We start from the raw sequence: 26,932 nt of genomic DNA, 5'->3' as shown, positions 1-26,932 counted from the left end.
TAAAAAAGGGACGTTGTAATGACCGCCATGACCCGTCGCCTGGATCGCCCTGGATTCATGCCACGTCTGTCTTCCCACCATTTGCTGCGCCCACGCCTGGCCGAGCCGTTGCTGGGGGCCGAGGCGCGGGTCCGGTTGCTGTGCGCGCCGGCCGGTAGTGGCAAGAGTGCCTTGTTGGCCGAATGCGCCCTGCAGGCCCCGGCGAGTTGCCAAGTGTATTGGCTGCCCCTCAACGGTGCGGCCCTGGACCCGCTGGATTTCTGTCAGCGCCTGGCCCAAAGCCTGGGCCTGGTGTTTGTCGATCAAGCCAGCTTGTTGCTCGACCTGAGCCGCTGGCAAGCGCCGGCCTGGCTGTTTCTCGATGACTATTGCCGGGTGGCGGCGCCCGCATTGGATGCCTTGCTCGATCGGGTGCTGGCGGCCAGCAGCCCGGCCTTGGTCTGGTGGCTGGGCGCGCGGCGCCGGCCGGCCTGCAATTGGCCACGGCTGTTGCTCGATGATGAGTTGTGGGAGTGCGGCGGCACCGAGTTGGCGTTCGATCAGCGCGAGGTCCAGCAACTGCTCGAGCATCACGCTGCGGGCGGGCAGGCCGCTGATAAAGTCCTGCAGTTCAGCGCCGGCTGGTGCGCCGGCGTGCGTATCGCCCTGCTCGAAGGCGACAGCCATCCCGACAGCGGTGCCTGGCATGGGCGCTCCCAGACCTTGCTCGATTACCTGCAACACGAGCTGTTCAGCACTTTGCCCGAAGAGTTGGAGGAGGCCTGGCGCGTGTTGGCGCACCTGCCGCGTTTCAACCCGGGGCTGTGCGAACACCTGTTCGGGTTTGGCGATGGCGCCGACTACCTGCGCGAGCTCCAGGCCCTCGGCGCGTTTATCGAGCCCTGGGAAGATTCGCCGGAGTGGCTGCAGGTCTTCGCGCCCCTGGCCCAGTTACTGCGCGACGAACCCTGGCCGGCCCGGCGTTCCTGGCACCGGCGCGCCTGCCAATGGTTTACCGCAGCCCAGGACTGGCAGGCGGCGTTTGAGCAGGCGCTGCTGGCTGAAGAGTACGAAGTGGCGGTCAGCCTGTTGGAGCACTTCAGCTTTGAAGACTTGTTCCGCCAGCAAAACGCCGTGCTGTTGTTGCGCCTGCATGAGCAACATGGCGACGAGTTGATGCTCGGCTCGGCGCAACTGGTGGGGCTGGTCACGGCGGCCTTGCTGTTTGCCGGGCGTTTCGACCAGGCCGCGCAATGCATCGATCAACTGGCGCGCTTCACCCCGCAACCCACCGCCGCGCTGCAACGCCACCTGCTGGCGCGCTGGCAGGCGCAGTGGGGTTGGTTATTGCACCTGGGTGGGGAAGCGGTGCCTGCGCGTGGGCATTTTCTGGAGGCATTGAATGACTTGCCGGACAGCGCCTGGACGTCGCGCCTGATGTGCCTGTCCGGGCTGACCCAGCAAGCGCTGTTGCGCGGCGAACTGGACGTGGCCCAGGCGCTCAATCGCGAGGCGCTGTGCCTGGCGCGGGCCCATGGTTCGTTGCTGCTGGAAGCGGTGCTGGAGCTTGATCATGCGCAACTGCTGGAACAGCGGGGCGCACCGTACCGGGCCCAGAGCCTGTTGGAAGGCGTGCAGGCCATGCTGGTGCAGCAGCGCCTCAAGGCCGGGCCGCTGATGGGCCGGATTGCCTTGCGCCGTGGGCACCTGGCACTGCGCCAGGGGCATGACGCGATGGCTACCGACTGCCTCGAAGCCGGCCTGGGCATGTGCCTGCATAGCCAGGATAAGCGCGTGCTGTACGGCTTCCTCGGGTTGGCGATGCTGGCGGCCAACCGTGGCGACTACGCCCAGGCGTTTATCCAGTTGCGCGACGCCGAGCGCCTGATGCAGCGCCGGCAGGTGCCCGACACGGTGTACCGGGCGGTGTTGTTGTTGCTCAGTGGGCACTTTTGGTTGCAGCAGGGGCGCGCCGAACTGACCCTGGAGGCCGTCAGCCGGGTGCTGCGCCACTATCATGGCCCGCAGGCGAAACAGGCACCGCCGGCGACCCTGGAGCTGATCCCCCGGCTGGAATACTTGCTGGTGCTGGCCCAGGTCAAGCTGCGCCGGGCCGAGCAACCCATCCAGCGGCTCACGGCCTTGCTCGATACGGCCCGCGAGCGTGGCATGCAGTGCCTGGAAGTGGAGTTGCACCTGGTGTTGGGCGAGGTGGCCTGGCAACTGGGCGAGCGCGCGAACGCGGTGCGTTCGCTGCAAACCGGGCTGGCCCTGGCGGCGCGCTGCCAGGTGCAACAGGCGGTGCGCGAACTGCGTCTGCGCCAGCCGGGGTTGCTCAGTGAACTGGGGCTCGAACCTCAGGATGCAGTGGCGGCGCCAGGGGAAAACCCGTTGAGCCAACGGGAACTGGAGGTGCTGCAACTGATCGCGCTGGGCAACTCCAACCTGGAAATTGCCGACTTGTTGTTTATCTCGCTGCACACGGTGAAGACCCACGCGCGGCGGATTCACAGCAAGTTGGGGGTGGAGCGGCGCACCCAGGCCGTGGCCAAGGCCAAGACCCTGGGCCTGATGGCCTGATTACTCCCAGCAATGCCGATCAACAGGTGGGAGCTGGCTTGTCGGGTCGCCGCATCGCTGCGATAGCGGTAGGCCAGTCAACACATCCTTACATGACCCACCGCCATCGCGGGCAAGCCCGCTCCCACAGGGGATCTCGGCTGGGCACAGGACTTTGCACACACCACACACCAACTGTGGGAGCTGGCTTGCCTGCGATGACGGTGTATCAGTCGCAGAATGTATCAACTGACCCACCGCCATCGCAGGCAAGCCAGCTCCCACATTGGCCTGTGTGCATTCAGTATGGGTGGATCAGGGTTGATAACCCATCCGCCAACTCACAGCCTGGCTCGCCGCCAGCAACTGCCGGGCCGCCGGTCCATCTTCATCGGCATGGAACAACGATGTCGGCCCCACCACCGTCATCACCGCCACCACCTGGCCCATGGCATTAAAGACCGGCGCCGACAGCGCATCGACCCCGGGCATCAGCAAGCCATGCACAAAGTGCAGGCCCCGCTGGCGAATCTGCGCACAGGCCTGCCCATACGCCTGGTCGTCCGCCAGCGCATGGGCGGTGCCGGCCTGGATCTCCTGCGTGCGCAGGTCGACGGTTTCGCGCTCTGGCAAAAAGGCGCTGAACACCAGGCCCGTGGATGAGCTGAGCAGCGGCAGCACCGACCCCAGTTGCGTCACCACCGTGACCGCGCGTACCGCCGGTTCGATATGCACCACCGTTGCGCCGTGGTTGCCCCACACCGCGAGAAAGCAGGTTTCATTCAACTCGTCGCGCAGCTGCGCCAGGGGCAGGGTGGCGACTTTCAGCACGTCCATGCTGCCCAGCGCCGCCAACCCCACGCGCAAGGCTTCGCGGCCCAGGCCGTAATGGTTGGTGGCCGTGTTCTGTTCGGCAAACCCCGAGGCAATCAACGCCTGCAAATAGCGGTGGACCTTGCTCGCGGGCATCTGCACATGTTCGGCCAGGCGCGACAGGGACGTGGCCGGCGACAGTTCGGCCAGGGCCTTGAGGATGTCGGTGCCGACTTCGGCCGAGCGGACTTTCTGTTTACCGGTGTCGCGGGGGGCGGGGGGCTTTTCCATGGAGAGCGTGTGTCCGAAAGACGAATGGCGGTCTTTATAGCTTGACGGTCGATACGGAGCAAATTACGTTATGCGTAACTGGATTACGATAAAAACAACTTCCTTACTGAGGACGATCCATGACCCTCGATTACCAATCGGGCTTTGGCAATGAATTCGCCAGCGAAGCCTTGCCAGGTGCACTGCCGGTCGGCCAGAACTCCCCGCAAAAAGCGCCCTACGGGCTGTACACCGAACTGTTCTCCGGCACCGCCTTCACCATGGTGCGCAGCGAAGCGCGGCGTACCTGGATGTATCGCATCCAACCGTCGGCCAATCACCCGGCATTCATCAAGCTGGAACGACAACTGGCCGGTGGCCCGCTGGGCGAGGTGACGCCCAACCGCCTGCGCTGGAACCCGTTGGATGTACCTGCACAACCCACCGACTTTATCGACGGCCTGGTCGGCATGGTGGCCAACGCCGGCGCCGAGAAACCCTCCGGCATCAGCATCTATCACTACCGCGCTAACTGCTCCATGGAGCGGGTGTTCTTCAACGCCGACGGCGAACTGTTGATCGTTCCCGAGCAAGGCCGCCTGCGCATCGCCACTGAACTTGGGGTGCTGGAGGTCGAGCCGCTGGAAATCGTCCTGCTGCCACGGGGCCTGAAATTTCGCATCGAATTGCTGGATGCCCAGGCTCGCGGCTACGTTGCCGAAAACCATGGCGCGCCGCTGCGCCTGCCGGACCTGGGGCCGATTGGCAGCAATGGCCTGGCCAATCCCCGGGACTTCCTGACCCCGGTCGCCCACTACGAACATCTTTCACAGCCCACGCCGCTGGTGCAGAAGTTCCTCGGCGAGCTGTGGGGCTGCACCCTCGATCACTCGCCGCTGAACGTGGTGGCCTGGCACGGCAATAACGTGCCGTACAAATATGACCTGCGCCGCTTCAACACTATCGGCACAGTGAGTTTCGATCACCCCGACCCGTCGATCTTTACTGTGTTGACCTCGCCTACCAGCGTCCACGGCCTGGCCAATCTCGACTTCGTGATCTTCCCGCCGCGCTGGATGGTGGCCGAAAACACCTTCCGGCCACCGTGGTTCCACCGCAACCTGATGAACGAATACATGGGCCTGATCCAGGGCGCCTACGACGCCAAGGCCGAAGGTTTCCTGCCCGGCGGCGCGTCGCTGCACAGTTGCATGAGCGCCCACGGCCCGGATGGCGAGACCTGCACCAAGGCCATCGCCGTGGACCTGGCGCCGCACAAAATCGATAACACCATGGCCTTCATGTTCGAGACCAGCCAGGTGCTGCGCCCGACCCGCTTCGCCCTGGACTGCCCGCAACTGCAAAACACTTACGACGCTTGCTGGGCCACGCTGCCGGCAACCTTCAACCCGAATCGGAGATAAACCATGACTCAGTCCACTCTCACCCGTAGTTGGGTGGCCTCGGCCAACGGTCACCCGGATTTCCCCCTGCAGAACCTGCCCCTGGGCATCTTCAGCCTCACCGGTTCGGCACCGCGCAGTGGCGTGGCGATTGGCGAGCATATTTTTGATCTGCAAGCGGCCCGTGACCTGTTTGACGGTGAAGCGCGCCGCGCCATCGATGCCATGGCGGACGGCCAACTGAACGCCTTCTTCGAACTGGGCCGTGGCCCACGGGTGGCACTGCGCGAACGCCTGCTGGAACTGCTCGCCGAGGGCAGCAGCCAGCAAGCCAAGCTGCAAGCCCTGGGTACCCAAGTGTTGCCACTGGCCGCCGATTGCCAGATGCACCTGCCAGCGAAAATCAACGATTACACCGACTTCTACGTCGGCATCGAGCACGCGCAGAACGTCGGCAAACTGTTCCGCCCGGACAACCCCTTGTTGCCCAACTACAAGTACGTGCCAATTGGCTATCACGGCCGTGCCTCGACGATCCGCCCGTCCGGCACCGAGGTGCGCCGGCCCAAGGGCCAGACCCTGCCAGCCGGCCAGACCGAACCGACTTTCGGCCCGTGCGCACGCTTGGACTACGAACTGGAACTGGGCATCTGGATCGGCCAGGGCAATGCCATGGGCGACTCGATTGCCATTGGCGACGCCGCCGAGCATATCGCTGGCTTCTGCCTGCTCAACGACTGGTCGGCCCGCGATATCCAGGCCTGGGAGTACCAGCCGCTGGGGCCGTTCCTGTCGAAAAGCTTTATCACCAGCATCTCGCCCTGGGTGGTCACGGCTGAAGCCCTGGAGCCGTTCCGCAAGGCCCAGCCCGCACGCCCGGCTGGCGATCCACAACCGCTGCCGTACCTGCTGGACACCCGCGACCAGGCCGCTGGCGGCTTTGATATCGAACTGGAAGTGCTGCTGACCACCGCCGCGATGCGCGAGCAGAACCTGGCGGCCCATCGCCTGACCCTGAGCAACACCCAACACATGTACTGGACCGTGGCGCAAATGGTCGCGCACCACAGCGTCAACGGCTGCCAGTTGCAGGCCGGCGACCTGTTTGGTTCGGGCACTTTGTCGGGCCCGGAAGCGGGGCAGTTCGGCAGCCTGCTGGAAATCACCGAAGGCGGCAAAAAGCCGATCGAGCTGGCCTCCGGCGAAGTGCGCAAGTTCCTTGAAGACGGCGACGAAATCATCCTGCGCGCCCGCTGCACGCGTGATGGATTTGCCTCCATCGGCTTCGGCGAATGCCGTGGCACTGTGGTCGCCGCGCGCTAAGGGGGCGAGGGGATGGAACTCTATACCTACTACCGTTCCACATCGTCCTACCGGGTGCGCATCGCCCTGGCGCTCAAGGGCCTGGACTTCACCGCGCTGCCGGTCAACCTGCTGGTGCCCAAGGGCGGCGCCAACCGCCAGCCCGAATACCTGGCGATCAACCCCCAGGGCCGTGTCCCGGCCTTGCGTACCGACGAGGGCGAACTGTTGATCCAGTCGCCGGCGATCATCGAGTACCTGGATGAACGTTATCCACAGGTGCCGCTGCTCGCCAAGGACCTGGCAGCCCGCGCCCATGAGCGCGCGGTGGCCTCGATCATCGGCTGTGACATTCACCCGTTGCACAACTCCAGCACCCAGAGCCTGTTGCGCCAGTGGGGGCATGACGAGGCGCAATTGCTGGAGTGGATCGGGCACTGGATCAGCCAGGGCCTGGGCGCGGTGGAGCAATTGATCGGCGAGCAGGGTTACTGCCTTGGCGACCAGCCTGGGCTGGCGGATACGTTTCTGATTCCGCAGTTGTACGCGGCAGAGCGCTTCAAGGTGGCACTGGATGGCTACCCACGAATCCTGCGCGTCGCAGCCTTGGCTGCCAAACATCCTGCATTTATCCAGGCCCATCCCTCCAACCAACCTGACACCCCCTAACCCCTGCAGGAGCCGGCTTGCCGTCGATGGCGCTTCACCTGATACACCGCCATCGCTGGCAAGCCAGCTCCTACAGGCGGATATCCAATAAAAAAAACAGGTACCTTGCGATGCACAATCAGATTGCCAGCTTTCGCGCGGCACTCGACGCCCGTCCGGTGTCGCGCTACCAGTGGTTGATTCTCCTGTTGTTGGCGTTGTTGCTGGTCACCGATGGTTACGATGCCCAAGTGTTGGGCTACGTGGTCCCGGCCCTGGCCCAGGACTGGGGCCTGGAAAAATCCGCCTTCGGCCCGGTGTTCAGTGCCAACCTGCTGGGGCTGACCTTAGGTTCCCTGGCCGTGACGCCCCTGGCGGACCGCTTCGGCGTGCGCCGCATCCTGCTCGCCTGCGTACTGATCTACGCCAGCCTCACGGTGCTGATGGTATTCGCCAATTCCCTGAACACGCTGATGGCCGCACGCTTTATCTGCGGCATTGGCATGGGTGGCGCGATGCCCAGTGCCATGGCCTTGATGTCGGAATATTCGCCACCGCGTATGCGCACGTTGATGGTGACGCTAGCGGCCTGTGGTTTCTCGTTCGGTGGCGCGGCGGGTGGTTTTGTCGCGGCGGGTTTTATCGACAGTTTCGGCTGGCAGGCGGTGTTCCTCGCCGGTGGTGTGACGCCGTTGCTGCTGTTTCCCTTCCTGGTATGGCTGCTGCCTGAATCCTTGCCACGTTTGTTGCGCGATGCGCCGCCCTATGCGCGCCTGCAGAAAGTCACGGCGCGCATGCTGCCTGGTTGGCAGGCGCCGGCGGCCAGCGAAGAACAGAATCGCCAGGAGCAGGGCAGCAAACTGACGGTGGTGGAGTTGTTTCGCAATGGCTATGCCCGGCCAACGCTGCTGATCTGGTCGACCTTTTTCGTCAGCCTGATCCTGCTGTATTTCATGATCAGTTGGTTGCCATCACTGTTGCTGGAAAGTGGCATGGCCTTGAACAAAGCCAACCTGGTGACCTCGATGTTCCTGTTCGCCGGCACGTTGGGCGCGATTGGCATGGCGTGGTTTGCCGACCGCCTGAAAAGCAAGGTCCGCCTGCTCTCCGGTGTGTTGGCGGCCGCGGCGGTGTGCACGATTCTGCTGGGGCTCAATCACGACAACCCGCGTTACCTGGTGGCGTTTGTGTTTGCGGCGGGCTTTTGCATCATCGGTGGCCAGTTGACCCTCAATGCGTTTGCCAGCAACTTTTACCCGGCCCATGTACGTGCGACGGGCACGGGCTGGGCGCTGGGTGTCGGGCGGTTTGGTTCGATCCTCGGGCCGCTGTTTGGCAGCATGTTGCTGGCGATGCAGGTACCGGTGCAGCAGATTTTCTTCTTCTGCGCGATTCCAGCGGTGATCGCCGCGCTGCTGATCATTCAGGTGCGCTCCCCCGAGCCCACGCCGCCGGTTGAGATCCTCCAGCACCCGCTTGAATCCTGAAGGGCAACCCCCTTATTTGTAGGAGCTGTCGAGCCCCGGCGAGGCGGCGATGAGGGCGACGCGGTTCACCGGTCGCCCCCTTTAATGCACCACCGCCCCAGGCGGCAAATGCCCCAGCCGTTCCGTCAGGCGCAGCCGCTGCACCGGGTCTTCACTGAGCAACAGCGCGTGCTCAAGATCGAAGCGCTCGGCATTCGGGCAATCCAGGTGCTTGTACAGACTGGCCCGCGCCAGATAGTCGGCGGCGCTGGCATCGCCCAGTTCCAGCACGCGCTCGGCGTCGATCAGCGCCGCGAGGTGATTGTCATTGGCCAGGTGCAGTTGCCGCAGGTTGCGCGACAGCCGTTGCAGGATCAGCCGTGGCTCGACGCTGCGCAGGTGCTCGGCTTGCAGCTTGAGATTGGGGCCGTACTGGCGTTGCAGCAATTCGCGGCAGTCGTTGGGGTACAGCCGCCGCCCGCCACAGGGGTCGAGCAAATGATCGGCACCGCTTACCCTTAGCAGGAAGTGCCCGGGGAAGTTGACCCCGACCATCGGGATCTCCAGGCGCCGCGCCAACTCCAGGGCAATCAGCCCCAGGGCCAGAGGCTGTCCGCGGCGGCGCTGCAACACCTTGTCCAACAGCGCGGCAGCGGGGCGCAAGGGGGTGAAGTCATCCTGGGCGAACCCCAGGTCGTTCAGTATCCGCAGCAACGGTTGGCCCAGCTCATCGGCCGGCAGCAGCGGCATGCCGAGGCTTACCTGCTGTTGCAGCACCGCGAAGTCAGCCAGGATCGCCCGTGGCTCCACGGCGGGGTCGTGCTCGGCAGCGATCCATAAGGCGGCTTCAAACAGCGCCGCAGGCGAGCGGTGCAGGCAGTCGAAAAAGGCTTGGCGGGGATTCATTGCATTCTCCGTCGGATGTCTCGTTTTAGCCTTGCCGAGAACTTTCGTCCAGCTTCTTGAGAACCAGCCTACTTGTTTATGTCACAAAGCCTGAAATTGCGGTCGGCTTATTCCCGCGTGTTCCGGCAATCTTTTACCGGCGGCCTATACTTGGCGACTACAAGAAGTGATTCGGGAGCTTGACGATGTTTGCTCTCATGCACAGCACCCGCCTTGAATCCCTGCACCTGAGCGTTGACCCGGTGAGCGGGTTGAAGGCGGTCATTGCCATTCACAGCAGTCGCCTGGGGCCGGCCCTGGGCGGCTGTCGCTACCTGGCCTACCCCGACGACGAAAGCGCCGTGGCCGACGCCGCGCGCCTGGCCCGAGGCATGAGCTACAAAGCCGCGCTGGCCGGCTTGCCGGTGGGCGGCGGCAACGCTGTAATCATCCGCCCGGCCCATGTGGAAAGCCGCGCCGCGTTGTTCGAAGCCTTCGGCCGGTGCATCGAGCAACTCGATGGCCGCTACATCACCGCCATCGACAGCGGCACCTCTGTGGCCGACATGGACTGCATCGCCCAGCACACGCGCTTTGTCACCAGCACCACCGCCGCCGGCGATCCGTCTCCCCATGCGGCCATGGGCGTATTCGCCGGCATCCGCACCGCCGCCATGGCCCGCCTGGGCAGCGACAACCTGGAAGGCCTGCGTGTGGCAATCCAGGGCCTGGGCAACGTCGGCTACGCCCTGGCCGAACAACTGCACGCCGCTGGCGCTGAATTGCTGGTGAGCGATATCGACCCTGGCAAAGTGCAACTAGCCATGGAGCAACTGGGCGCCCACCCGATTGCCAACGACGCCCTACTCAGTACCCCATGCGACATTCTCGCGCCGTGCGGCCTGGGCGCTGTCCTCAACCGCCAGAGCGTCGCCCAACTGCGCTGCGCCGCCGTGGCCGGTTCCGCCAGCGCGCAGCTGACCCACCTGCAAGTGGCCGACCAATTGGAAGCGCGCGGCATCCTCTATGCACCGGACTATGTGATCAACTCCGGCGGCCTGATCTACGTCGCCCTCAAGCACGGTGGCGCGGACCTGGCGACCATCACCGCGCACCTGTCCAACATCGGCACACGCCTGACCGAAATCTTCGGCCACGCTCAAGCCGAAAAACGCTCACCCGCCCGAGTGGCCGATGAACTGGCCGAGCGCCTGCTGTACGCCTAGCCCTTATTAAAAAGGCCCTGAATCAACGATCCAGGGCCTGTTCAATTCGGGCTTTATTCCGCCGCCGGGTTCAGCAACTCGGACAACGCATCCGGCTGGCTCTTGAACGCCTTGGCAAACACATCGCGATTCTTCGCCATGTAGATCCCGGCTTCCTCCACCTGCTGCTCGCTCAGGGACGGCACGGCTTTTTGCAACACTTCTGCGAGCAACTCAGCGAGTTCAAGCATCTTGTCATGACGGTCAGCTTCGGCTTTATCCATGATTTACCTTAATGCCGGGTGCCTAGATACGTGAGTCTGAGGAACGTCTAGCGCGGTCGTCACTAGGGGTTGATTATTACGATAGACAGGTCTACTTTGAGAAACAGTGCCAGTGAAGCACCTCGGGTTTTTAGATAGCAGGTAGGCGTCGGAATTATCCGCGGCTCGGCATCTGTACCCCCATGACAGAGCTTTCGTCGGGGTATGAGCTATGCGTCTAACTATTTCCATGCCTATTCCTTCTCTTTGTGAGGCATCAACATTTAGCGCCTCACGGCCACCCCTTCGATGGCGTGAAGATTTCCTCTGTCAAGAAAAGTCCAAGACTGCGAATAATTACTCGTTCGGTAAATTTGATTTACGGAAAGTAGAAGTTTGTCAGGCTGTTGAACTTGCAAACTTAGCTGGCGTGGGCGAGGTAAGCGCTCATGATTGACTTGGCGAATCGTAGTGCCTCTACAAAACGGGTATGTCTAGAGTATAAAGTCATAAAGTTTTCTCATGGCCAACTAGCAAGGTATGTATTGGTCTCTGACAAAACATTCATGCCTGTCGTGAGTGCAAGCGTGTACGAAGTTTCGTACTCATTAGGAAATCGTAGATTTAAATCCAGCATAAGAACAATTTTTTATCATTTGGCATTTCTGTTCACATGGGCGGGAAAGAATGGTGTTGATATTGAGGTGATGCTGTTAGAAGGGCTTGGTGTTGATTTCAAGAATGTCAGGAGCTTCGCGCGCTGGCTCGAAACCGTAATATTGCCATCCCGAGGTGGTGATCAAATAAGCCGCTATGTTACCAAGGTGCTCCACAGTTGTAGTGCTTTCGCGTTGTGGTTTGTGGAGAACTTCACTCCGTTAGTAAGTTATCAAGTGGACAGCAATGTTAATTACATTAAGCTTATTGAGAGTCATAAACAGGTTTGGTCCGAAGTCATGGCTGGCAGTAAAGCTGACGCTATCGCGCAGGATCTAACTGATGACGAGTTGCAATTAATCGAGAAATTATTAAAAGCTAGATTGGACAACGCCACGCGAAAGCGTGGACTGCAGTTGCGCAATTATATTTTATGGCGGTTGATGCTGAGGTTTGGTCTTAGAATTGGTGAAGCGCTCGCCCTTCGATTGGAAGATATAGATCTTACAGGTGATTATCCTTCGCTTGAAATCGTCCGTATAGAAGAGAGAGGGGCAAACTACGTAGATCCACGGACGCCAAATAATCCTCTTGTTAAAACGTATGGACGATTGCTTTACTTTGGGTCGGGGGACGAAGATGTTATCGAGTACATTGAAGAGTATGTATCGACGTATAGAGTAAAGGCAAATGGAAAGAGGCACGGCTTCACAGTTTTCTTGGATCATGACTTCCTGTTTGTGTCGCACGGATCGTCTAATATGGGCCGTCCCCTATCTTGCTCTTCAGCTAACAAAATTTCAAAAGATATACGTTTGGAATGTGTTGATAAGTTTCATTGGCACGTGGTTAGGCATGCGGTCTTTAATCGACTCTATGAGGCAGCAAGTTCGCTGGAGAATAATGCGACAGAAATTGATCACATAGTTTATATGGGTGGATGGCGCAGCCCTAACTCACTGCGGTGTTATGCCAAACGAGCAATCAGGGATTTGACTAGGAATAGGTTAATTCAGATGAATACGGAAGGAATCATAGATGAATATTGAATTAAATCATCTCGAAGAGTTTCGTGATGAACATGGCAGGCTTTATGTTGAATGTCGGGCTGATGCATTGAATCCTTTCTTTATCGATATTACAACTTGCAGGGTTGAAGCTGAGTGGCAGAGGCGGCGGTATTCAATATGTTTGGATGAATACAAGCTTCCTAAAATAGTCATTAATGCTGCGCATGAGTACTTAAAATTTAAGCTTAAAACGGTTTGTCCTCGTATTCTGCCTAGCTTTCGTTCAGCATTATCGTGTCTTGAGTCAAAATGGAATACTTCGTGGACTGATTTTTCCGATCTTTCGTTGGGGGATCTGTTTGATATCACATTGGCTGAGTCACGGGCAGGCGGGCAATTTCGAATGTTTTATAGATATTCAGCGCAGAACTGTTTGGCCGGCGCCGATGAAGTTTATGCGTTAGAGCTGGATGCAATAAAGTTTAAACCAGGTGAGTCAAAGAATATAATACTCCAATGGCATGAAACCAGAGGGGCATTGACCAGTTCGGAAATAGAAGTTGTAAGAAGAGCTATGGTGGCCAAGGCACCCGATGAATCAACCTGGGACACGTCTGTCCGGTTATTCGCATGGATTGCGTTTGAAACGCTAAAACGCCCCATTCAGCTACATGAAATGTTAGACAGCGCACTATGGATGCCCGACCCCACAGCATCTGACCAGCAGTTTTTTTTGAGAATTCCTAAGGCGAAGAAACAAAGAGGTCAGGAGGCAGAGCTATGGCCCATAACCGGAGAGCTGGCGGTTGCTATACGAGATTATTCCGCATTACCCCATGTGAGAGATTTGCAGAAATCGCGAAAAACCTTATTAGTTAATATGTCGGGGGGGGAAAGACCAGACTTTGGTCGTGGATTAACACTTTGGAGCCAAAAAATAGGCCTCGTCAGCCCGAGGACGAAAGAGCTATTGGTGTTAACTCCGTATCGAATACGCCATAGTGGGGCTACACAAATGGCTGTTCAAGGGGCGTCAAGAGATGAAATTCAATATGTATTAGAACATAGTTCCATCACCGCAGCAGATTGGTACATAGATTGTTTGGCATCGGAGTTCTGCCCGTTGCTAGAACGAGCCAACAAGAGGCTTGGAGGTTTGTTTTCAGATCTTAATGGTCTCTTTTTTAACGGGCGTGTTGGTCCTCGGGGTGCTGGTTCGCCGATACTGATTCCCGTCGTACAAAAGCCCGCTCTTGTGGGAGAGTGCGGCAAAGAAGGAGTGTGCGGGCAGCACCCTTTCTTTAGTTGTTATAATGGGTGTAGGTATTTTATTGCTTGGCGCGATGCAGACCATCAAAAGTCTTTGCAGTACTTGGAGGCCGAACTTTCGAGGTGGGGTAAGTCTGAAGGTGGCAAAGAACGTAGTAAGGTTCTTAAGGATCTAGAAAGGGTCTACCAATCCGTTAAAGATGTTGTAACGAGAATAAAAAATGGTGAGTAACTTCCTATGAGCGAGAGTTTATTAATGTTGGAAGTACCTATCGCACTACACGAGCTTACGACTTCCGTCTCGAAAGTATTGAGCCCCGAAATTAATGTTTTTAGCGATGATTGGGATATTTTGGATTGGGTTAAAAGACCCGGAAATTTAACTGTCTTAACTCTGCGTTTTGGCCGCCTTAAAAACAATGCTTTGAGGATGGTGGCGAAAATTTACATTGCAGCTAAGCGAGTTCAAGTGGGAATTGCTGATGGTGGAGCTTTCGCGATTATCGAGGCATTGGTAAGGCTTGATTCGGTGATTGGTGATAAAACGATTGCCCAGATTAACCTTCTCGATTTTATCGCAGTTGAGAATGCTTATATTGAGCGCGGGATAGTAGGAAAAGTATCAAGCCTATCCAATCTCCAAGCCTTCTCTAAATGGCTACAAATGAGGCTTGGATTAAGGATTTTATATACAGCACCAAAGAGCCGTCTTGAGTATGGAAGGCATGGTTCTGAAAGTGGAAGGCAGAAAAAATTGCTGCCGACGGAGGTTCTTCGAGATATTGTCGCATTGGTTAATCACCCGGAATTGGAGCTTCGTGACAAGTTTTTCATTAATGCATTATTGATAAATATTGCATTGGGATGCAGAATTAATGAATTAGCGTGCCTTCCGTTGGAATGCTTGATAAAACTTCAAGGGAGGTGGGCTTTTAAAGTTTTTCCTGAGAAAGGTGGTACGCTTTTGTATAGACCTTTCCCTCAGGAAATGTATCCTGCGGTCAAAGCAGCAGTGACTTTCATCGCTAAGACTACAATGGAAGGGCGACATATAGTTAAACAGCTACGATCGGCTCCGCGCCTAGATTGGAAGAAAATACTGAGTTCGGACCAATCGCTAAGGTACTTTTCGAAAAAATTTGCATCCGAATGGACAAAAGAACATACGCTGTTCACGCCAAAAGGAAGCTATTATTTTTCAACCGGACAGTTCGTTGACGCTATAGGATTACTAGAGCGATTCAAGAAGCCATCGAAGGCAGCGGCGTACCTCTGCACTACAACTCGCGTTTTTAACCGTTTGTTAAATAACCAGATCGCGATGTCACAAAAGGTTTATCTGTATGAGAAAAGTTGGGATGAACTTGCTCCAGTGACCTGTGAAGTTGAAAACTGGCAGAGGAAACTGCGGAGGCACCCTCATTCGATAACCGCGAAGTGTATGGAAAAAAATTGCGGGGTGACTGTCTCTGCGAGAAGTTGGATGCGGGAAGTAGTGAGAGGGGTATTTGATGATGCGTTATTATGTCAGCTCCAAGATAAAGTATACCCGTTCGAACGCGACTTTAAATATGAGGAGGAGTTCTATTGCTCGATCTCGCCGACAATTCGTGCAAACTCGAAAACGTTATTAGAGCCTGAGGACTCGTTGTTCGTTATTTCACGTAATCTTTTGACCTATTCAAAATCCGTAAGGTTGAACGAGTTTAGAAAAGTTAGTGGCGGGATGTTCATAAGTTGGTTGGGCGGTACGTCAGCACAGGGTGGATCACTATTTAGAAAATTTGATATCCTTGATCCGCGAACAGGCACTGTTGCAGAGTTTACTTGGCATGATATCCGTCATTGGCTCAATACTGTATATAAGCAGGGCGGGCTTTCGGACGCTCAGGTGAATATTATATTAGGACGAGCGGATTATACTCAAGCTCAAATATACGACCACACCTCAGCATTAAGTAGATCACTTATACTTCAAGATATGATGCAGCGCGTTAGGGAGGACAAGGCGGTGGGATTGATACAGACTACGTTCAATAATTTTAAGATAGCAGATCGTAAGGCGGCCGAAGATTATCTTACGGCTGCTATTCGTGTTATCAACCCAATGCCTCATGGCGGGTGCGCTCATAATCTTGCACTCAAGCCTTGTCAAAATCATCTTTCCTGTTTGTCAAAGGGAGGTGATGGCAAGCCCTGCGAGGTGCTTATTGTAGACTCGCAAAATGAAAAGCAAAGGTCTGAAATTCAGCGAATAGCTCATGATGCGAGTTTTATCAGAGTTCATATAGTCAACGCCGGCGGTGAGTCAAGTCCCCAATATAAGCATTTTGAAAGCGTGGAGCAGTCAGCTAACTTTCTGCTGACAGAGATTTTTAAAAAGAGTAATCATTGAGGAGGTTGTATGAATTACAGGGGGGAAAGACTCAAGGAGTATCTAAGAAGTAAGCTGTTGGAGTTGATTATTTTTTATCGCGATCGCTCTGTGCAGTATACATACAGCCAAAAAGAATTCTCCATTTACGCAGGAGTATCAAGGGAGACAATCAGGAAATATCAATTTGAGATTGATGTCGTATTGCAATCTTCACTTATCTCTAAATGGGTATTTGATAAAGATGCCAAGTGTAGGAATTTGCAGGAGAAGATTTCAATACTTCAATGTGAGTTAAATAAGGTTGATAAAATGTATGTGGCGATGCGAACTCAGTATATCGGTATTTTAGAAGCGTTGTTAATGCACTCTATAGATATTCGTGCTTTAGTCGTCCGGTCTCCTGATACGCTGAAGGTGGAGCGCGCGTATAACGAATGCGTTCTATGTAACTCCGTTGTCTGTGATGAATTGCCGCTCGGTTAGGACCGTATCCGAAACTTCACGACACTGGCGTATTGTGATCCGAAGTACTGATTCTTCTGAGCCCTATGTTGCCACCAATAGTATTCGCATGCAATTGAGTGTCGAAAACTTGTGGGTTTATTCAAAGATATAATTCGCTTCCGTATTGATAAAAATATATTCGCGCCATGATTGCCACAACATTCATCATCCTGGGTATTCTGACTGAGCGTATTGGGCGTCAGTCAAGAGGCGGACTTAGCTAGTAGGAAAATCTGAGAAATCATGTCAGCAACCGAATGAAAAAATTTCTATGCCCAGTGACCCCATTGCTCCACAAATCACCACCGCAAGACCAGTGCATCGGATGGCGTAACAAATGTGCCCAGCACCCAGACTGACGTCCGGTCTCGGCGCACCGCCTATTTAATCTGAGCGGTGGTGATTACACGAACTGCCTCCAGGTAGTCCAAGATTTCTTCCGCATCCACCGGGTCAGTTTTTAATCAGCGCCAACAGTGCAGTTGTACAGCCGTTCCTGCCATGTGGTACATAATAAGTACGCGCGAGCTGCAATCGGCTTGGGGGCGCGGAGACATATCGTGTATCCGCGTTTTGGCTAATCACCATGAGGGCCTCAATAGCTTGGGCCACTTGCGCTTCTACTGGTTCAAAACTTGAGAACGGTACGGGGTGAGCTTCAGTTACCCTGCAGCTTCATACGCTGAAATAGAATGTCTGTGGACGACTTACTTGATATCGGTGCAAAATTGCCAAGGAAATGTTGTGGTCGGTGCCCATTCTGAACTGGACTCGACTCAAAAATGACAATGCTGTTTGTTTTTCTCCGGCGGACCCCGCTTAGTTTTGCCTCACCACTACCGTCCCTAATTACTTTACGAGCGCAGGAACCGCATGCAAGCGGTCCAGTTTAAAACCTGAAAACCAAATTGTGGATGGGAGCTTGTCTTGTGATGACGCTCTCCTGAAGGAGCGCGCTGAATTGCCTTGACGCTACCGCAGCACTCGTTATGTTTTGGTTGACCATCGGATGCTGTCAGTCTCCGTCATAGGGTTTGACTGTCAGTGCACATCTACAAGTGAGATTAAAACATGATTTGGTTTCTCGAAGGGCAGTCTAGCCAGCGCGACATTATTCAAGGCGCTCGTGATGCGTTGCCGCCTGACGTGAAGATATTTGCCTCGCATCGAGACGATCGCCCTGAAATCACGGCCGGTGCCGATATCAGCTTTACCGAGCCTCGTGGTGATGAAGAGCGGATATCGTGGGTGATTTCAACTGCACGCACCTATGGCATCAAAGTAATCCTGGCAGGTCGACTGGGTGGCGTCTTTGAGCAGGCCCGAACACGCTTCGAGCAAGCTGGGTTGGTTCTGGTAACCGGCGGGATGTCGATGCGAACTTTCGATCTTGTCGACGACAAGAGCAAATTCACCGTTGAAGCTGAGCGCGCGGGTTTGGCCTGCGTGCCAGCGATTACTGCTACGAATGCTGATGAAATGTTTGCTGCATACAAAACCCTCGCCGCGTCGGGTGAGGTATGCGTGAAACCCGCAGTCGGCATTTATGGCCAAGGCTTTTGGCGTTTCAAGGAAGGCGCCGATCCCTTCCGTTGTTTTGCAGATCCCGATGCGCGAGTTGCGAATTTCGAAACCTACATGCATGCGTACTGTGATGGAGGGTCGCCGCCGGCGATGCTTGTCATGCCTTACATGGCTGGGAGCGAGTGTTCGGTCGACATGGTCTGCGAGGCTGGACGAGCGGTGTCGTTCGTAGCCAGAAGAAAGACTGGTGTTCATCAGATCTTTGAGAAGGAAGGTCGGGCGGTCGAGCTCGCACTCAAAGCGGCCGAGCATTTCCAATGTGACGGCATCGTGAATGTTCAGACGAAGGATGATGTGCACGGTCATCCCCACTTGTTGGAAATCAACCCGCGCTACTCTGGTGGCGTTGGTTATACCCGGGAGGCTGGCGTCAATTTGGCGGGTATATTTGCTACGCGCCGCCTGAATCTCCCTGAGCCAGCTACCGTTTGGCGGCCAGACGTACGTGTGAAAGGGGTCACCGTTGCAGCTGTAGTGCCAAAATGACATCCTGAGGCATTGAGAAACCTGAAGTTTGGTACCATTGCAGCGCGGTGGTTTTAGCACTTAAGGAGTAATCAAGGAATGATGGTGCTCGCGCCAGGCGCAAACACTGCGGTATCAAGTGCACGGAGTGAATGGACTCTGGAATGCGGGAACTCCTCGGCTTTCGGGGACTACGCTGCGATTGCCATACTGCCGGTAAATGACAAACGCCAACCCACTGGTGAGGCTGCCCTATTTCAGACGTCACAGTCTTGGATGGAGTGGAGCGGCGACCAAGCAAAGGTTGGTTGTAAGTTGAACTTGTCAGCCCTCCCGTCCGGTAGCGATCGGCTACTCCTCATCGCATACACTTTTTCTGCAGCAGGACCGGTAAGCGATCTTCGTTCGTTGCACCTACTTGTTGACGAACAGATTGAATATAGGTTGGACCTTCGCGATAACGGTGAAGCGGCGATCATTATCGGCGAATTCTACATCCGCAATCAGCAATGGAAGTTTCGCGCACTGGCTGAGGGTTCGGCTTATGGTTTAGCCGCTCTAGGCCGCCGCATCGGGATCGATATTAATGACGCTCATCCAAAAGGGCGCAGTAGCTCTGCGGAGGCTGACCGCGCACGAACGGGCGCAACCGGCACTGGTTTCGCTGTTTCCCAGCACCATGTGCTCACCTGTGCTCATGTAATCGAGGGCATGAGTGACATATTCATTTCCTCCTTTGAAGGTCGTTATCGTGCAGAGCCGGTCGTCGTTGATCAGCGTAATGACATCGCTCTCCTCAGGGTGATGGAGTCCCCTGTCCTCAGATCTGTCTCTTTTAAGGACGGCTCCGGCTGCGACTTGGGCGAATCTGTAGTCGCGCTGGGTTTCCCTATGTCGGGTTTCGCCGGCGGTGGTGTCCACGTGACCCAGGGCGGCGTGTCGGCGTTGTTTGGCCTGCATAACGATTCTAGCCTTCTACAATTTACTGCGGCTATTCAACCTGGCTCTAGCGGATCTCCCTTATTTGATTCGACAGGCGCTGTTATCGGTTTGGTAACTTCTACAATGCCTGATGCTCAAAATATGAACTTTGCCGTTAAAGCGTCTTTGCTCCTCTCCTTTCTGGAAGCGTGCCGCGTTGATGCAGTTCAAACATCCAGCAGCAGGACGTTCACAACTGCTGAATTAGCACGGTCGGCCCAAGCATCTATGTGGCGCGTCGAAGCCAAGAATTTTTAGCCCCTATTTTGACTTGAAAGCTGCGGAAGAGACGTTAGGTTATCGACCTCACGCTACCCTAGGAATTTGTTTCATGGAATGTAACGCAGTTAAACAAGCTCTAAGCGCACAACTGATGCGCGGGCGTCTCGATGTCACTGTCGATGCCACACATATCGACCCGGACTCCTTGTTCGGTTTTGCCGAGCGCCGTAATCCAAAGCGTGCGTTTCTTTTCGTGTCCAAAGTACTTGGTCGCCACATACCTGTGCGGCCTTCGATCATGAATTCAAGCTTCAATAGCCTCGCTTCACAAATTCCTGACGACCTGCCTGGGCCCGTACTCGTTATCGGCATGGCTGAAACAGCAGTTGGCCTGGGTGCTGGTGTGCATCGCGCATACAGCGCGACGCGCCCGGACACGGTTTACATGGTCAGCACACGCCACCCTACTGGCAATGATCTGTTCGCCCGTTTTGAAGAAGAACATAGTCACGCCAGTGCGCACCTCATTCATTTGCCGATCGATGCCGACGTTCGGGAAATGATGTTAAATGCCCGTTCGCTAGTGCTGGTCGACGACGAAGCCTCGACGGGCAAAACCTTCATCAATCTTCACCGTGCGCTGGTCGATGCCGGCCTGACTCAGGTAGAGCGCGTGGTGACGTGCGTACTGACGGATTGGTCTGGCGATGCGGTGCGCAAAACCATCGGTGACTCTGCTCATCAGGTTTCGCTGTTGCAGGGGTCGTATACCTTCCACGAGGACGCTGATGCGCCGCTGCCGGAAATGCCGGCCGTGGGCAGCATCGAGCCCGGAGAGTGGCCGTTGTCGACGGAAAGCGATTGGGGGCGCCATGGTATTCGCTGTGTAGAAGACACTTTGGCTCTCGATCTGAAAGTCAAAGCGGGTGAGCGCGTACTCGTGGTTGGTACCAGCGAATTTGTCTGGCGTCCGTTTTTGCTCGCCGAGCGCTTGGAGCGTGCTGGTGCTGATGTGCATTTCAGTTCGACCAGTCGCTCACCAATCGCACTGGGCCATGCCATCGGTCACGCGTTGTCGTTCGCGGACAACTACGGTCTCGGTATCCCCAACTTCCTCTACAATGTCAGCCCAGGGCAATTTGATCGTGTCCTTATTTGCTCGGAAACACCTGAGCAGGCTGTGTCCGCCGCCCTGATTGAATCCCTGAGCGCGGAGGTGATTGTCGATGGTCAATAAGCGCCCCCTCGCCCTGCTTGATCTCGACGACACCCTGTTCCAGACTGCTCGCAAAATGCCAGAAGGTTCTCAGCGGATTACTGCGACTCTCGATATCGAGGGTCAGCCCAATGGCTACATGAGTACGGTCCAACACTCCCTCGCCCAGTGGCTCCTGTCCACGACCGACGTGGTCCCAGTTACAGCGCGCAGCGTTGAAGCATTCAGTCGTGTGAAACTGCCTTTTATGCACGGTGCCGTCTGCTCCCATGGCGGCGTGATCCTTGGTGCTGATGGAAAGCTTGACGAGGAATGGCAAGCTCGCATGAGCGATGTTCTTGCTGACTATCAGACTCGCTTGCCAGGCCTCAGTGAAGCAACCCTTGCCATTGGCAAGGAGCTTGGCATTTCCTTGCGCGGATGGGTTGTCGAGGAAGAAGGCCTCCGCCACTACGTGGTGACCAAGCACAACGAATCCAATGATGAAGTCCTGCAAACGGTTCTCGCTAAAGTACAGGCCCGCGGTTTGTTGGAAGGCATGCACATCCACGGCAATTCCAACAACCTCGCGTTCTTGCCGCAGGGCCTGTCGAAGGAAGTAGCTGTTCAAGAATTGTTGCGCCGTGATCGTAAGGCCAATGGTGAGCGTCCGGTGCTGGGCTTTGGGGACAGCATCACTGACCTCGGTTTCATGCGGGAGTGCCATATGTGGGCGACCCCAGCGCGTAGCCAATTGGCCAAGCTGGTTGGAGGGAAAGTCCATGACTAAGGCTATTGCAGGTCTGGTTACCGTGGGGAGCGGCAGCTATGAAGCAGAGGATGTTCAGTTCCTGCTGCAGGCCGTTCAGATGGAGACCACTGATGTCTTGGAGAAGGAGCGTCTGATTCAGTCGAAGCAGAAGCACTACTCCGAAATGATCAGCCTTGAGAGTGCCCCGACTGACGTGCACAAAGCCCTTTACGAGCGCGCACTCGAACAAAACGGTACCCGCATGGCCATGGACGTTCAGTCCCTGGCGCTGGCGCTGAGCGAGGCATGTACGGCCTCGTCTATTGTGCTTGTGTCGTTCGTTCGTGCTGGCTTGCCGCTCGGCGTGTTGTTGCGTCGGGCCCTGCTCGACATGGGTCGAGATGCGCACCACTACGGAATCAGCATAGTCCGAGATCGGGGGATCGACAAAGTCGCCCTCGAGGCCATCATTCAGGCGCATGGTTCCGAGAACATCGTCTTCGTCGACGGCTGGACAGGGAAGGGCGCAATCTCTGGCGAGATTCAGCGCAGCCTCAATGGCGACTCGCGCTTCCCTGAGGAACCCCGGCTTGTAGTGCTGGCAGATCCCTGCGGCCGTGCGTGGTTGTCCGCGTCGGCTGAAGACTGGGTTATCCCCTCCGGCATCCTTGGTGCGACGGTGTCTGGTCTGGTTTCGCGGTCCATATGGCCCGCAGATGGAGGCCTGCATGGTTGTGTGGTTTATGACCATCTGCGAGAGCACGATATCACCCGCGAGTTCATCGAGCAGATCGAGGAGAAGCGAAAGGCGCTGGGTATGGTTCCTCAAGCCTCTCCATGGACCGATACCCAGCGTTTTGAACTGCAGGGAGCAGCTTCGCACGTAGTCAAGTCGCTGGCCTCCCAGTTCGGCATTACCAATCTCAATCGAGTAAAGCCTGGTATTGCCGAAGCAACCCGCGCGGTACTGCGTCGAGTACCGGATCACGTCTTGGTCCGCAGCCGTAGCGACAGTGATGTTCAGTTGCTCATGCACCTGACTGAGGGCGCTGGGGTCGCGGTGGAAGAAGTGGGTGCTGCATTAGGCCCGTACCGGGCGGTAACCATCATTCGGAGTGTGAGCTGATGAAAGTCCGTTCTCCTTACGCCCTGGGGGCAACGCTCTACATGCCGGCTACACGTGCGGATCTGCTTGATGTGGTTTTCCGCACAAAATTTCCAGAACTACGTTCTTTGGTCGTGTGTCTGGAGGATGCGGTCGCGGAAATTGACGTCGACACGGCGTTGAGGAACCTGAATGGCCTGCTAACCGCGATCAACGAGCGCGGTGGGCGTCCGTCCGATGGTCCGCTGCTGTTTGTTCGTCCCCGAGACTCGGTGATGGCTGCTGTGCTTAATGATTGGCCGTTGATGGCCCACATTGATGGGTTCGTTGTGCCGAAATTGACCCTGCGAAACCTAGGGGAATGGGAACAGGCCGTTACGAACCCGGCGTTGTACCTCATGCCGACGCTGGAAACTACAGACGTGTTCAACCCTGTGGCAATGGTCGAGTTGGGCCAGGCGCTGAAGGCGAACCTGAATCAGCGGATTATCGCTCTACGTATCGGTGGGAACGACCTGATGGGAAGTCTTGGACTTCGAAGGAATCCTGCAACAACGCTCTATAGCACCCCTATGGGCTACGTGATCCCAATGTTGGCAGGCGTCATGGGATCCCAAGGTTTCGCACTGACGGCACCGGTGTTCGAGCAACTCGCGACACCGCATTTGCTGATGGAGGAGCTGAAACTCGACATCGCCCATGGCTTGGTAGGGAAGACGGCGATTCATCCATCGCAGATCAGCACGATCCAGGACACGTTGCGCGTAAGCCTCGAAGACCTCAACTGCGCGAAGATGATTGTCAGTGACGTTGCTCCTGCAGTGTTCAAGCACAACGATGCCATGTGCGAGCCAGCGACCCATTACAAGTGGGCGGTCAACATCCTTGAACGAGCGGAATGGCACGGAGTTCGTCAGCCGGATGTAGGTCCTGTCGAGGCGCCTATCCGCTTGGCTGAGGCCCTGCGATGACATTGAAAGCTGACAAAGAAGCCACGCAAGGAACTCAGGTGGTGCCGGTCTTAGACTTCGACGGCACACTGACTCGGAGCGATAGCTTCGTTCCTTCCTGAAGTTCGCTTTCGGAAGCATCGAATTTAAACGACGCATTTAGCGGCTTGCGTTGCCAAGCGTCCGATTCCTGACTCGGGATTTGAAACGTGAAGAGTTGAAGGCACAGCTGATCAGTACGTTTCTTACTGGCGAGGATGTGAAGTACTTTCAAAAGCGAACCGTGAAATTCTGAGGGTTGTATTGGGTACAGCTCATACGCCCTTCAGGTTTAGAATCTGTCGCAGTTGAGCTAAAGGCTGGTGCTGTCGTTACTCTCTGCATCCCCAGCGATGATTCTCCAGCCTTTTGCAAATCGCCTTGGCATCAAGGTGATCGGTACCGAGCTTGAAGTGGAAGACGGTCTGTTGACCGGGCGTATGACTGGCTACAACTGTAGATGCGAGAACAAAGTGCTCAGACTTGACGCTGTGTATGGGTCACTTGGCCATTACCGGTTTAAAGCATGGGGCGACACCCGCGGCGATTTCGAGTTGTTGGCTGCGGCGCAAGAAGCATACTGGCGAAACTTTCATCCCGCATGGTGTCGACTTCGCCTGCGGGCAGATAGAAGCGGGAATGGGGCGTGAGCAATGTCGCGCACGCCAACCTGCAAGTGACGGTCAACGCTGACCGGCACACGAACACAGACGACCAACAAGGAGCGTAACCATGGCACTCACCCTGCAAAAAAAGCAATCCATCTCCCTGGCTAAAACGGCCGGCAGTTCGCTTACCAGCATTAGCCTAGGTTTGGGTTGGGACCCGGTCAAGGCGGCTGGCTTCCTTGGCAAGATGTTTGGTGGCAGTACCGAGATCGACCTCGACGCTTCCTGCATTCTGCTCAATAGCGACTTTCAGAAAATCGACCTGGTCTGGTTCCGTCAATTGAAGTCCCAGGACGGATCGATCCAACACTCCGGTGACAACCGTACAGGCGATGGCGATGGGGATGACGAGACGATCCATGTTGACCTGCAGCGTCTGCCTTCAACCGTTAAATACCTTATTTTTACTGTAAATTCCTTCACCGGCCAGTCATTTGAGAAAGTCGAAAAGGCCTACTGCCGTATCGTGAATGGCAGCAACAACACTGAGCTCGCACGCTTCAACCTTTCGGAAAAAGGTGGGCACACCGGAATCGTCATGGCGAGCCTGACTCGCGAGAATGGCGACTGGGAATTCAAGGCAATCGGTACGACCACGAATGGCCGAACTGCCGACGACCTGATCACTCTGGCCGTTCAGGCGCTGCGCTAATGGCGAATCTCGTACCTGGTGGTAATGCGCCGGTTGCCAGCGGCCAGCTTCGCGTTGATATCAATTACTCGCCAATCCCGGGGGCCGACATTGACGTCTCGGCATTCGCACTGGGCGCCTCGGCCAAAGTCCGAGGCGATGGCGACATGTGTTTCTATGGCCAGCCTCAAATTCTGGGTGGCGCCGTTCAGCTGACCGAGTCCTCGGCCGGGCGCGCAGTGTTCTCCCTCGATACGAGTCGTCTTGAGTCTGCAGTTGAGAAAGTGGCCCTTACCGCCACTATCTACGAGAACAAGGCGAGCTTTGAGCGCGTGTCACAACTTTCGGTTGTGGTGACGGGTGGCATTGAAGCTCAAATCCCTACTGGCGGCATGAAGGAAACAGCACTCATCCTCGGTGAATTTTATCGCCGAAATGGTGAATGGAAATTCCGCTGTGTGGCCCAGGGCTTCAATGGCGGCCTTGAGCCGTTGGCCAAGCACTTTGGTGTAGAGGTCGCCGCACCAGCGCCGGCCCCAGCACCTGCCCCCGCTCCAGTGGTACAAACGCCGCCGCCTGCTCCGGCCGCTGCATCTAAATCTACGATCAGTCTGAGCAAGGTCACCCTCGATAAAACACGATCGTCTATCAGTCTTGAAAAGACTGCAGCCGGTTTCGGCGAAATCAAGGTGAACTTGAACTGGAACAAAGGCAGCTCGGGCGGGTTCTTCAAGCGAAGCCAATCCGTCGACCTGGACGTTGGTTGCCTGTACGAACTGCAGGACGGCGAGAAGGGAGTTGTTCAAGCCCTCGGAAAATCGTTCGGTAGTCTTACACGTGAGCCTTTCATTCAGTTGATGGGTGACGACCGTACTGGCTCTGTCGCTGGTGGTGAGTGGATGCACATCAACGGGACCAAGTGGAGTGAAATCCGCCGGATCTTGGTCTTCGCCTTCATCTACGAGGGTGCTCCGAACTGGAGAGAAACCGATGGTGTTGTGACCATTTTCATCCCAGGCCAACCTGAAATTGAGGTGCGTCTCAATGAAGAAGGCGGCCGTGAACCAATGTGTGCCATTGCGATGCTTGAAAATGTGAACGGCGCCGTTAAGGTCTCTCGGCGCGTGGACTTCCATCGAGGTCACGCAGTTATGGACAAAGCTTACCGCTGGGGCATGAACTGGCGCGCAGGCTCGAAATAGAAAATCTGGCGGGGTCTGTCGACCCCGCCCTTGGAGGAAAACAACATGTTTGCATGGCTTAAACAAAACGTAGTTGCAGCGCGTGAAGCACTGACTACTGAAGTTTCAAAGTTCAAGAACCAGAAATTTCTTGATGCGATGACTGCGAATTGCGCGCTCATCTCGGCGGCGTCAGGTGGTATATCTTCTGAAGAAAAACAGAAGATGACCGGCTTCATTCAAAACTCGCCTGAGTTGAAAGTGTTCGACATGGGCGATGTGATCAAGGCGTTCAACGCACACTGCGAAAAGTTCGAATTCGACTTTCAGCTTGGCCAGGCCGAAGCACTGAAGGTTATCGGCAAGATCAAGAACGATGCTGGCGCTTCCCGCCTCTTGGTTCGCGTCGGCTGCGCCATTGGTGCGTCTGACGGCGACTTCGATGACAAAGAAAAAGCAGCGTGCCGCTTGGTCTGCCTTGAGCTGGGCCTTAACCCAGCTGATTTTGAACTTTAAGGAGCGGTACTTTGGACACTCACATCGGTTTCCC

Annotated in this window: 22 protein-coding genes and 2 pseudogenes; 20 read left to right on the top strand and 4 right to left on the bottom strand. The window is 56.1% G+C overall.

Going from position 1 to position 26,932, the window contains the following annotated elements; genetic code table 11:
• The first annotated feature begins 18 nt into the window (after positions 1-18).
• Positions 19-2,559: a LuxR C-terminal-related transcriptional regulator gene (locus AC19YY_RS22125; protein ID WP_500604886.1), complete on the top strand. Its 2,541-nt coding sequence runs from the start codon at positions 19-21 to the stop codon at positions 2,557-2,559.
• A 294-nt stretch (positions 2,560-2,853) separates the two neighbouring features.
• Here the strand turns inward: AC19YY_RS22125 and AC19YY_RS22120 are convergent, their stop codons facing one another.
• Positions 2,854-3,642, bottom strand: coding sequence for an IclR family transcriptional regulator (locus tag AC19YY_RS22120; RefSeq protein WP_170043015.1), 789 nt, complete (start codon positions 3,640-3,642; stop codon positions 2,854-2,856).
• Between the two features lie 119 nt (positions 3,643-3,761).
• Here AC19YY_RS22120 and hmgA point away from each other — a divergent pair, with 119 nt between their 5' ends.
• From hmgA to AC19YY_RS22100, 4 genes are all read left to right on the top strand, one after another.
• Positions 3,762-5,045: a homogentisate 1,2-dioxygenase gene (hmgA, locus tag AC19YY_RS22115; protein WP_500604885.1), complete on the top strand. Its 1,284-nt coding sequence runs from the start codon at positions 3,762-3,764 to the stop codon at positions 5,043-5,045.
• Positions 5,046-5,048: 3 nt separating this feature from the next.
• Positions 5,049-6,347 (top strand): fumarylacetoacetase, encoded by a 1,299-nt coding sequence (gene fahA, locus AC19YY_RS22110; protein ID WP_500604884.1) that lies wholly within the window; start codon positions 5,049-5,051, stop codon positions 6,345-6,347.
• Between the two features lie 12 nt (positions 6,348-6,359).
• Positions 6,360-6,995 (top strand): maleylacetoacetate isomerase, encoded by a 636-nt coding sequence (maiA, locus tag AC19YY_RS22105; RefSeq protein ID WP_169954909.1) that lies wholly within the window; start codon positions 6,360-6,362, stop codon positions 6,993-6,995.
• A gap of 110 nt (positions 6,996-7,105) precedes the next feature.
• Entirely contained in the window at positions 7,106-8,461 is a 1,356-nt protein-coding gene (locus AC19YY_RS22100; RefSeq protein WP_500604883.1) for an MFS transporter, read from the top strand.
• Between the two features lie 81 nt (positions 8,462-8,542).
• On the opposite strand, the gene AC19YY_RS22095 is transcribed toward AC19YY_RS22100, so the two are convergent.
• Positions 8,543-9,346 carry a SirB1 family protein gene (locus tag AC19YY_RS22095; RefSeq protein ID WP_170043011.1) on the bottom strand — a complete coding sequence of 268 codons (804 nt, stop codon included), beginning with the start codon at positions 9,344-9,346 and terminating at the stop codon, positions 8,543-8,545.
• A gap of 185 nt (positions 9,347-9,531) precedes the next feature.
• Between AC19YY_RS22095 and AC19YY_RS22090 the strand changes: the two genes are divergently transcribed.
• A complete protein-coding gene (locus AC19YY_RS22090; RefSeq protein WP_170043010.1) occupies positions 9,532-10,551 on the top strand; it encodes a Leu/Phe/Val dehydrogenase in 1,020 nt (339 codons plus the stop codon).
• 53 nt (positions 10,552-10,604) lie between these two features.
• Here AC19YY_RS22090 and AC19YY_RS22085 read toward each other — a convergent pair whose 3' ends face one another.
• Positions 10,605-10,814: a YebG family protein gene (locus AC19YY_RS22085; RefSeq protein ID WP_046071033.1), complete on the bottom strand. Its 210-nt coding sequence runs from the start codon at positions 10,812-10,814 to the stop codon at positions 10,605-10,607.
• A 428-nt stretch (positions 10,815-11,242) separates the two neighbouring features.
• On the opposite strand from AC19YY_RS22085, the gene AC19YY_RS22080 reads away from it, so the two are divergent.
• Genes AC19YY_RS22080 through AC19YY_RS22065 form a run of 4 tightly spaced genes read left to right on the top strand, consistent with a single transcriptional unit; the run spans position 11,243 to position 16,589 of the window.
• Positions 11,243-12,499: a tyrosine-type recombinase/integrase gene (locus tag AC19YY_RS22080; protein WP_500604882.1), complete on the top strand. Its 1,257-nt coding sequence runs from the start codon at positions 11,243-11,245 to the stop codon at positions 12,497-12,499.
• On the top strand, positions 12,489-13,961 hold the full coding sequence (locus AC19YY_RS22075; protein WP_500604881.1) for a site-specific integrase: 1,473 nt from the start codon (positions 12,489-12,491) through the stop codon (positions 13,959-13,961). Before AC19YY_RS22080 ends, AC19YY_RS22075 begins: the two co-directional genes overlap by 11 nt.
• Before the next feature lie 6 nt (positions 13,962-13,967).
• Positions 13,968-16,124, top strand: coding sequence for a site-specific integrase (locus tag AC19YY_RS22070; RefSeq protein ID WP_500604880.1), 2,157 nt, complete (start codon positions 13,968-13,970; stop codon positions 16,122-16,124).
• Positions 16,125-16,133: 9 nt separating this feature from the next.
• Positions 16,134-16,589 carry a hypothetical protein gene (locus AC19YY_RS22065; protein ID WP_500604879.1) on the top strand — a complete coding sequence of 152 codons (456 nt, stop codon included), beginning with the start codon at positions 16,134-16,136 and terminating at the stop codon, positions 16,587-16,589.
• 497 nt (positions 16,590-17,086) lie between these two features.
• Here the strand turns inward: AC19YY_RS22065 and AC19YY_RS22060 are convergent.
• A pseudogene (locus AC19YY_RS22060) lies at positions 17,087-17,231 on the bottom strand (transcriptional regulator); the annotation flags it as partial.
• Between the two features lie 450 nt (positions 17,232-17,681).
• Between AC19YY_RS22060 and AC19YY_RS22055 the strand changes: the two are divergent.
• The 10 genes and pseudogenes from AC19YY_RS22055 to AC19YY_RS22010 all read left to right on the top strand — a co-directional run bounded on the left by AC19YY_RS22055 (position 17,682) and on the right by AC19YY_RS22010 (position 26,898).
• A complete protein-coding gene (locus AC19YY_RS22055; RefSeq protein ID WP_046071036.1) occupies positions 17,682-18,680 on the top strand; it encodes an ATP-grasp domain-containing protein in 999 nt (332 codons plus the stop codon).
• Between the two features lie 78 nt (positions 18,681-18,758).
• Positions 18,759-19,898, top strand: a complete 1,140-nt coding sequence (locus AC19YY_RS22050) for a trypsin-like peptidase domain-containing protein (protein ID WP_500604878.1) — start codon at positions 18,759-18,761, stop codon at positions 19,896-19,898.
• A gap of 73 nt (positions 19,899-19,971) precedes the next feature.
• Positions 19,972-21,099 (top strand): phosphoribosyltransferase domain-containing protein, encoded by a 1,128-nt coding sequence (locus AC19YY_RS22045; RefSeq protein ID WP_500604877.1) that lies wholly within the window; start codon positions 19,972-19,974, stop codon positions 21,097-21,099.
• Entirely contained in the window at positions 21,089-21,847 is a 759-nt protein-coding gene (locus AC19YY_RS22040) for an HAD family hydrolase (RefSeq protein WP_500604876.1), read from the top strand. The genes AC19YY_RS22045 and AC19YY_RS22040 overlap by 11 nt, the downstream gene beginning before the upstream one ends.
• On the top strand, positions 21,840-22,934 hold the full coding sequence (locus tag AC19YY_RS22035) for a cysteine protease StiP family protein (RefSeq protein WP_500604875.1): 1,095 nt from the start codon (positions 21,840-21,842) through the stop codon (positions 22,932-22,934). The genes AC19YY_RS22040 and AC19YY_RS22035 overlap by 8 nt, the downstream gene beginning before the upstream one ends.
• Positions 22,934-23,884, top strand: coding sequence for an HpcH/HpaI aldolase/citrate lyase family protein (locus AC19YY_RS22030; RefSeq protein WP_500604874.1), 951 nt, complete (start codon positions 22,934-22,936; stop codon positions 23,882-23,884). Before AC19YY_RS22035 ends, AC19YY_RS22030 begins: the two co-directional genes overlap by 1 nt.
• Positions 23,881-24,552, top strand: a pseudogene (locus AC19YY_RS22025) (HAD-IB family phosphatase). Before AC19YY_RS22030 ends, AC19YY_RS22025 begins: the two are co-directional and overlap by 4 nt.
• An 82-nt stretch (positions 24,553-24,634) precedes the next feature.
• The gene (locus AC19YY_RS22020; RefSeq protein WP_500604873.1) at positions 24,635-25,222 is read left to right on the top strand and encodes a TerD family protein; all 588 of its coding nucleotides are present in this window, start codon (positions 24,635-24,637) and stop codon (positions 25,220-25,222) included.
• Positions 25,222-26,403 (top strand): TerD family protein, encoded by a 1,182-nt coding sequence (locus AC19YY_RS22015; RefSeq protein ID WP_500604872.1) that lies wholly within the window; start codon positions 25,222-25,224, stop codon positions 26,401-26,403. The genes AC19YY_RS22020 and AC19YY_RS22015 overlap by 1 nt, the downstream gene beginning before the upstream one ends.
• 45 nt (positions 26,404-26,448) lie before the next feature.
• Positions 26,449-26,898: a tellurite resistance TerB family protein gene (locus tag AC19YY_RS22010; protein ID WP_500604871.1), complete on the top strand. Its 450-nt coding sequence runs from the start codon at positions 26,449-26,451 to the stop codon at positions 26,896-26,898.
• Positions 26,899-26,932 lie beyond the last annotated feature (34 nt).

The organism is Pseudomonas sp. MF09156 (assembly GCF_059862305.1).
Note: the sequence above shows the minus strand (reverse complement) of the source record. Positions and strands in the feature narration are given on the sequence as shown.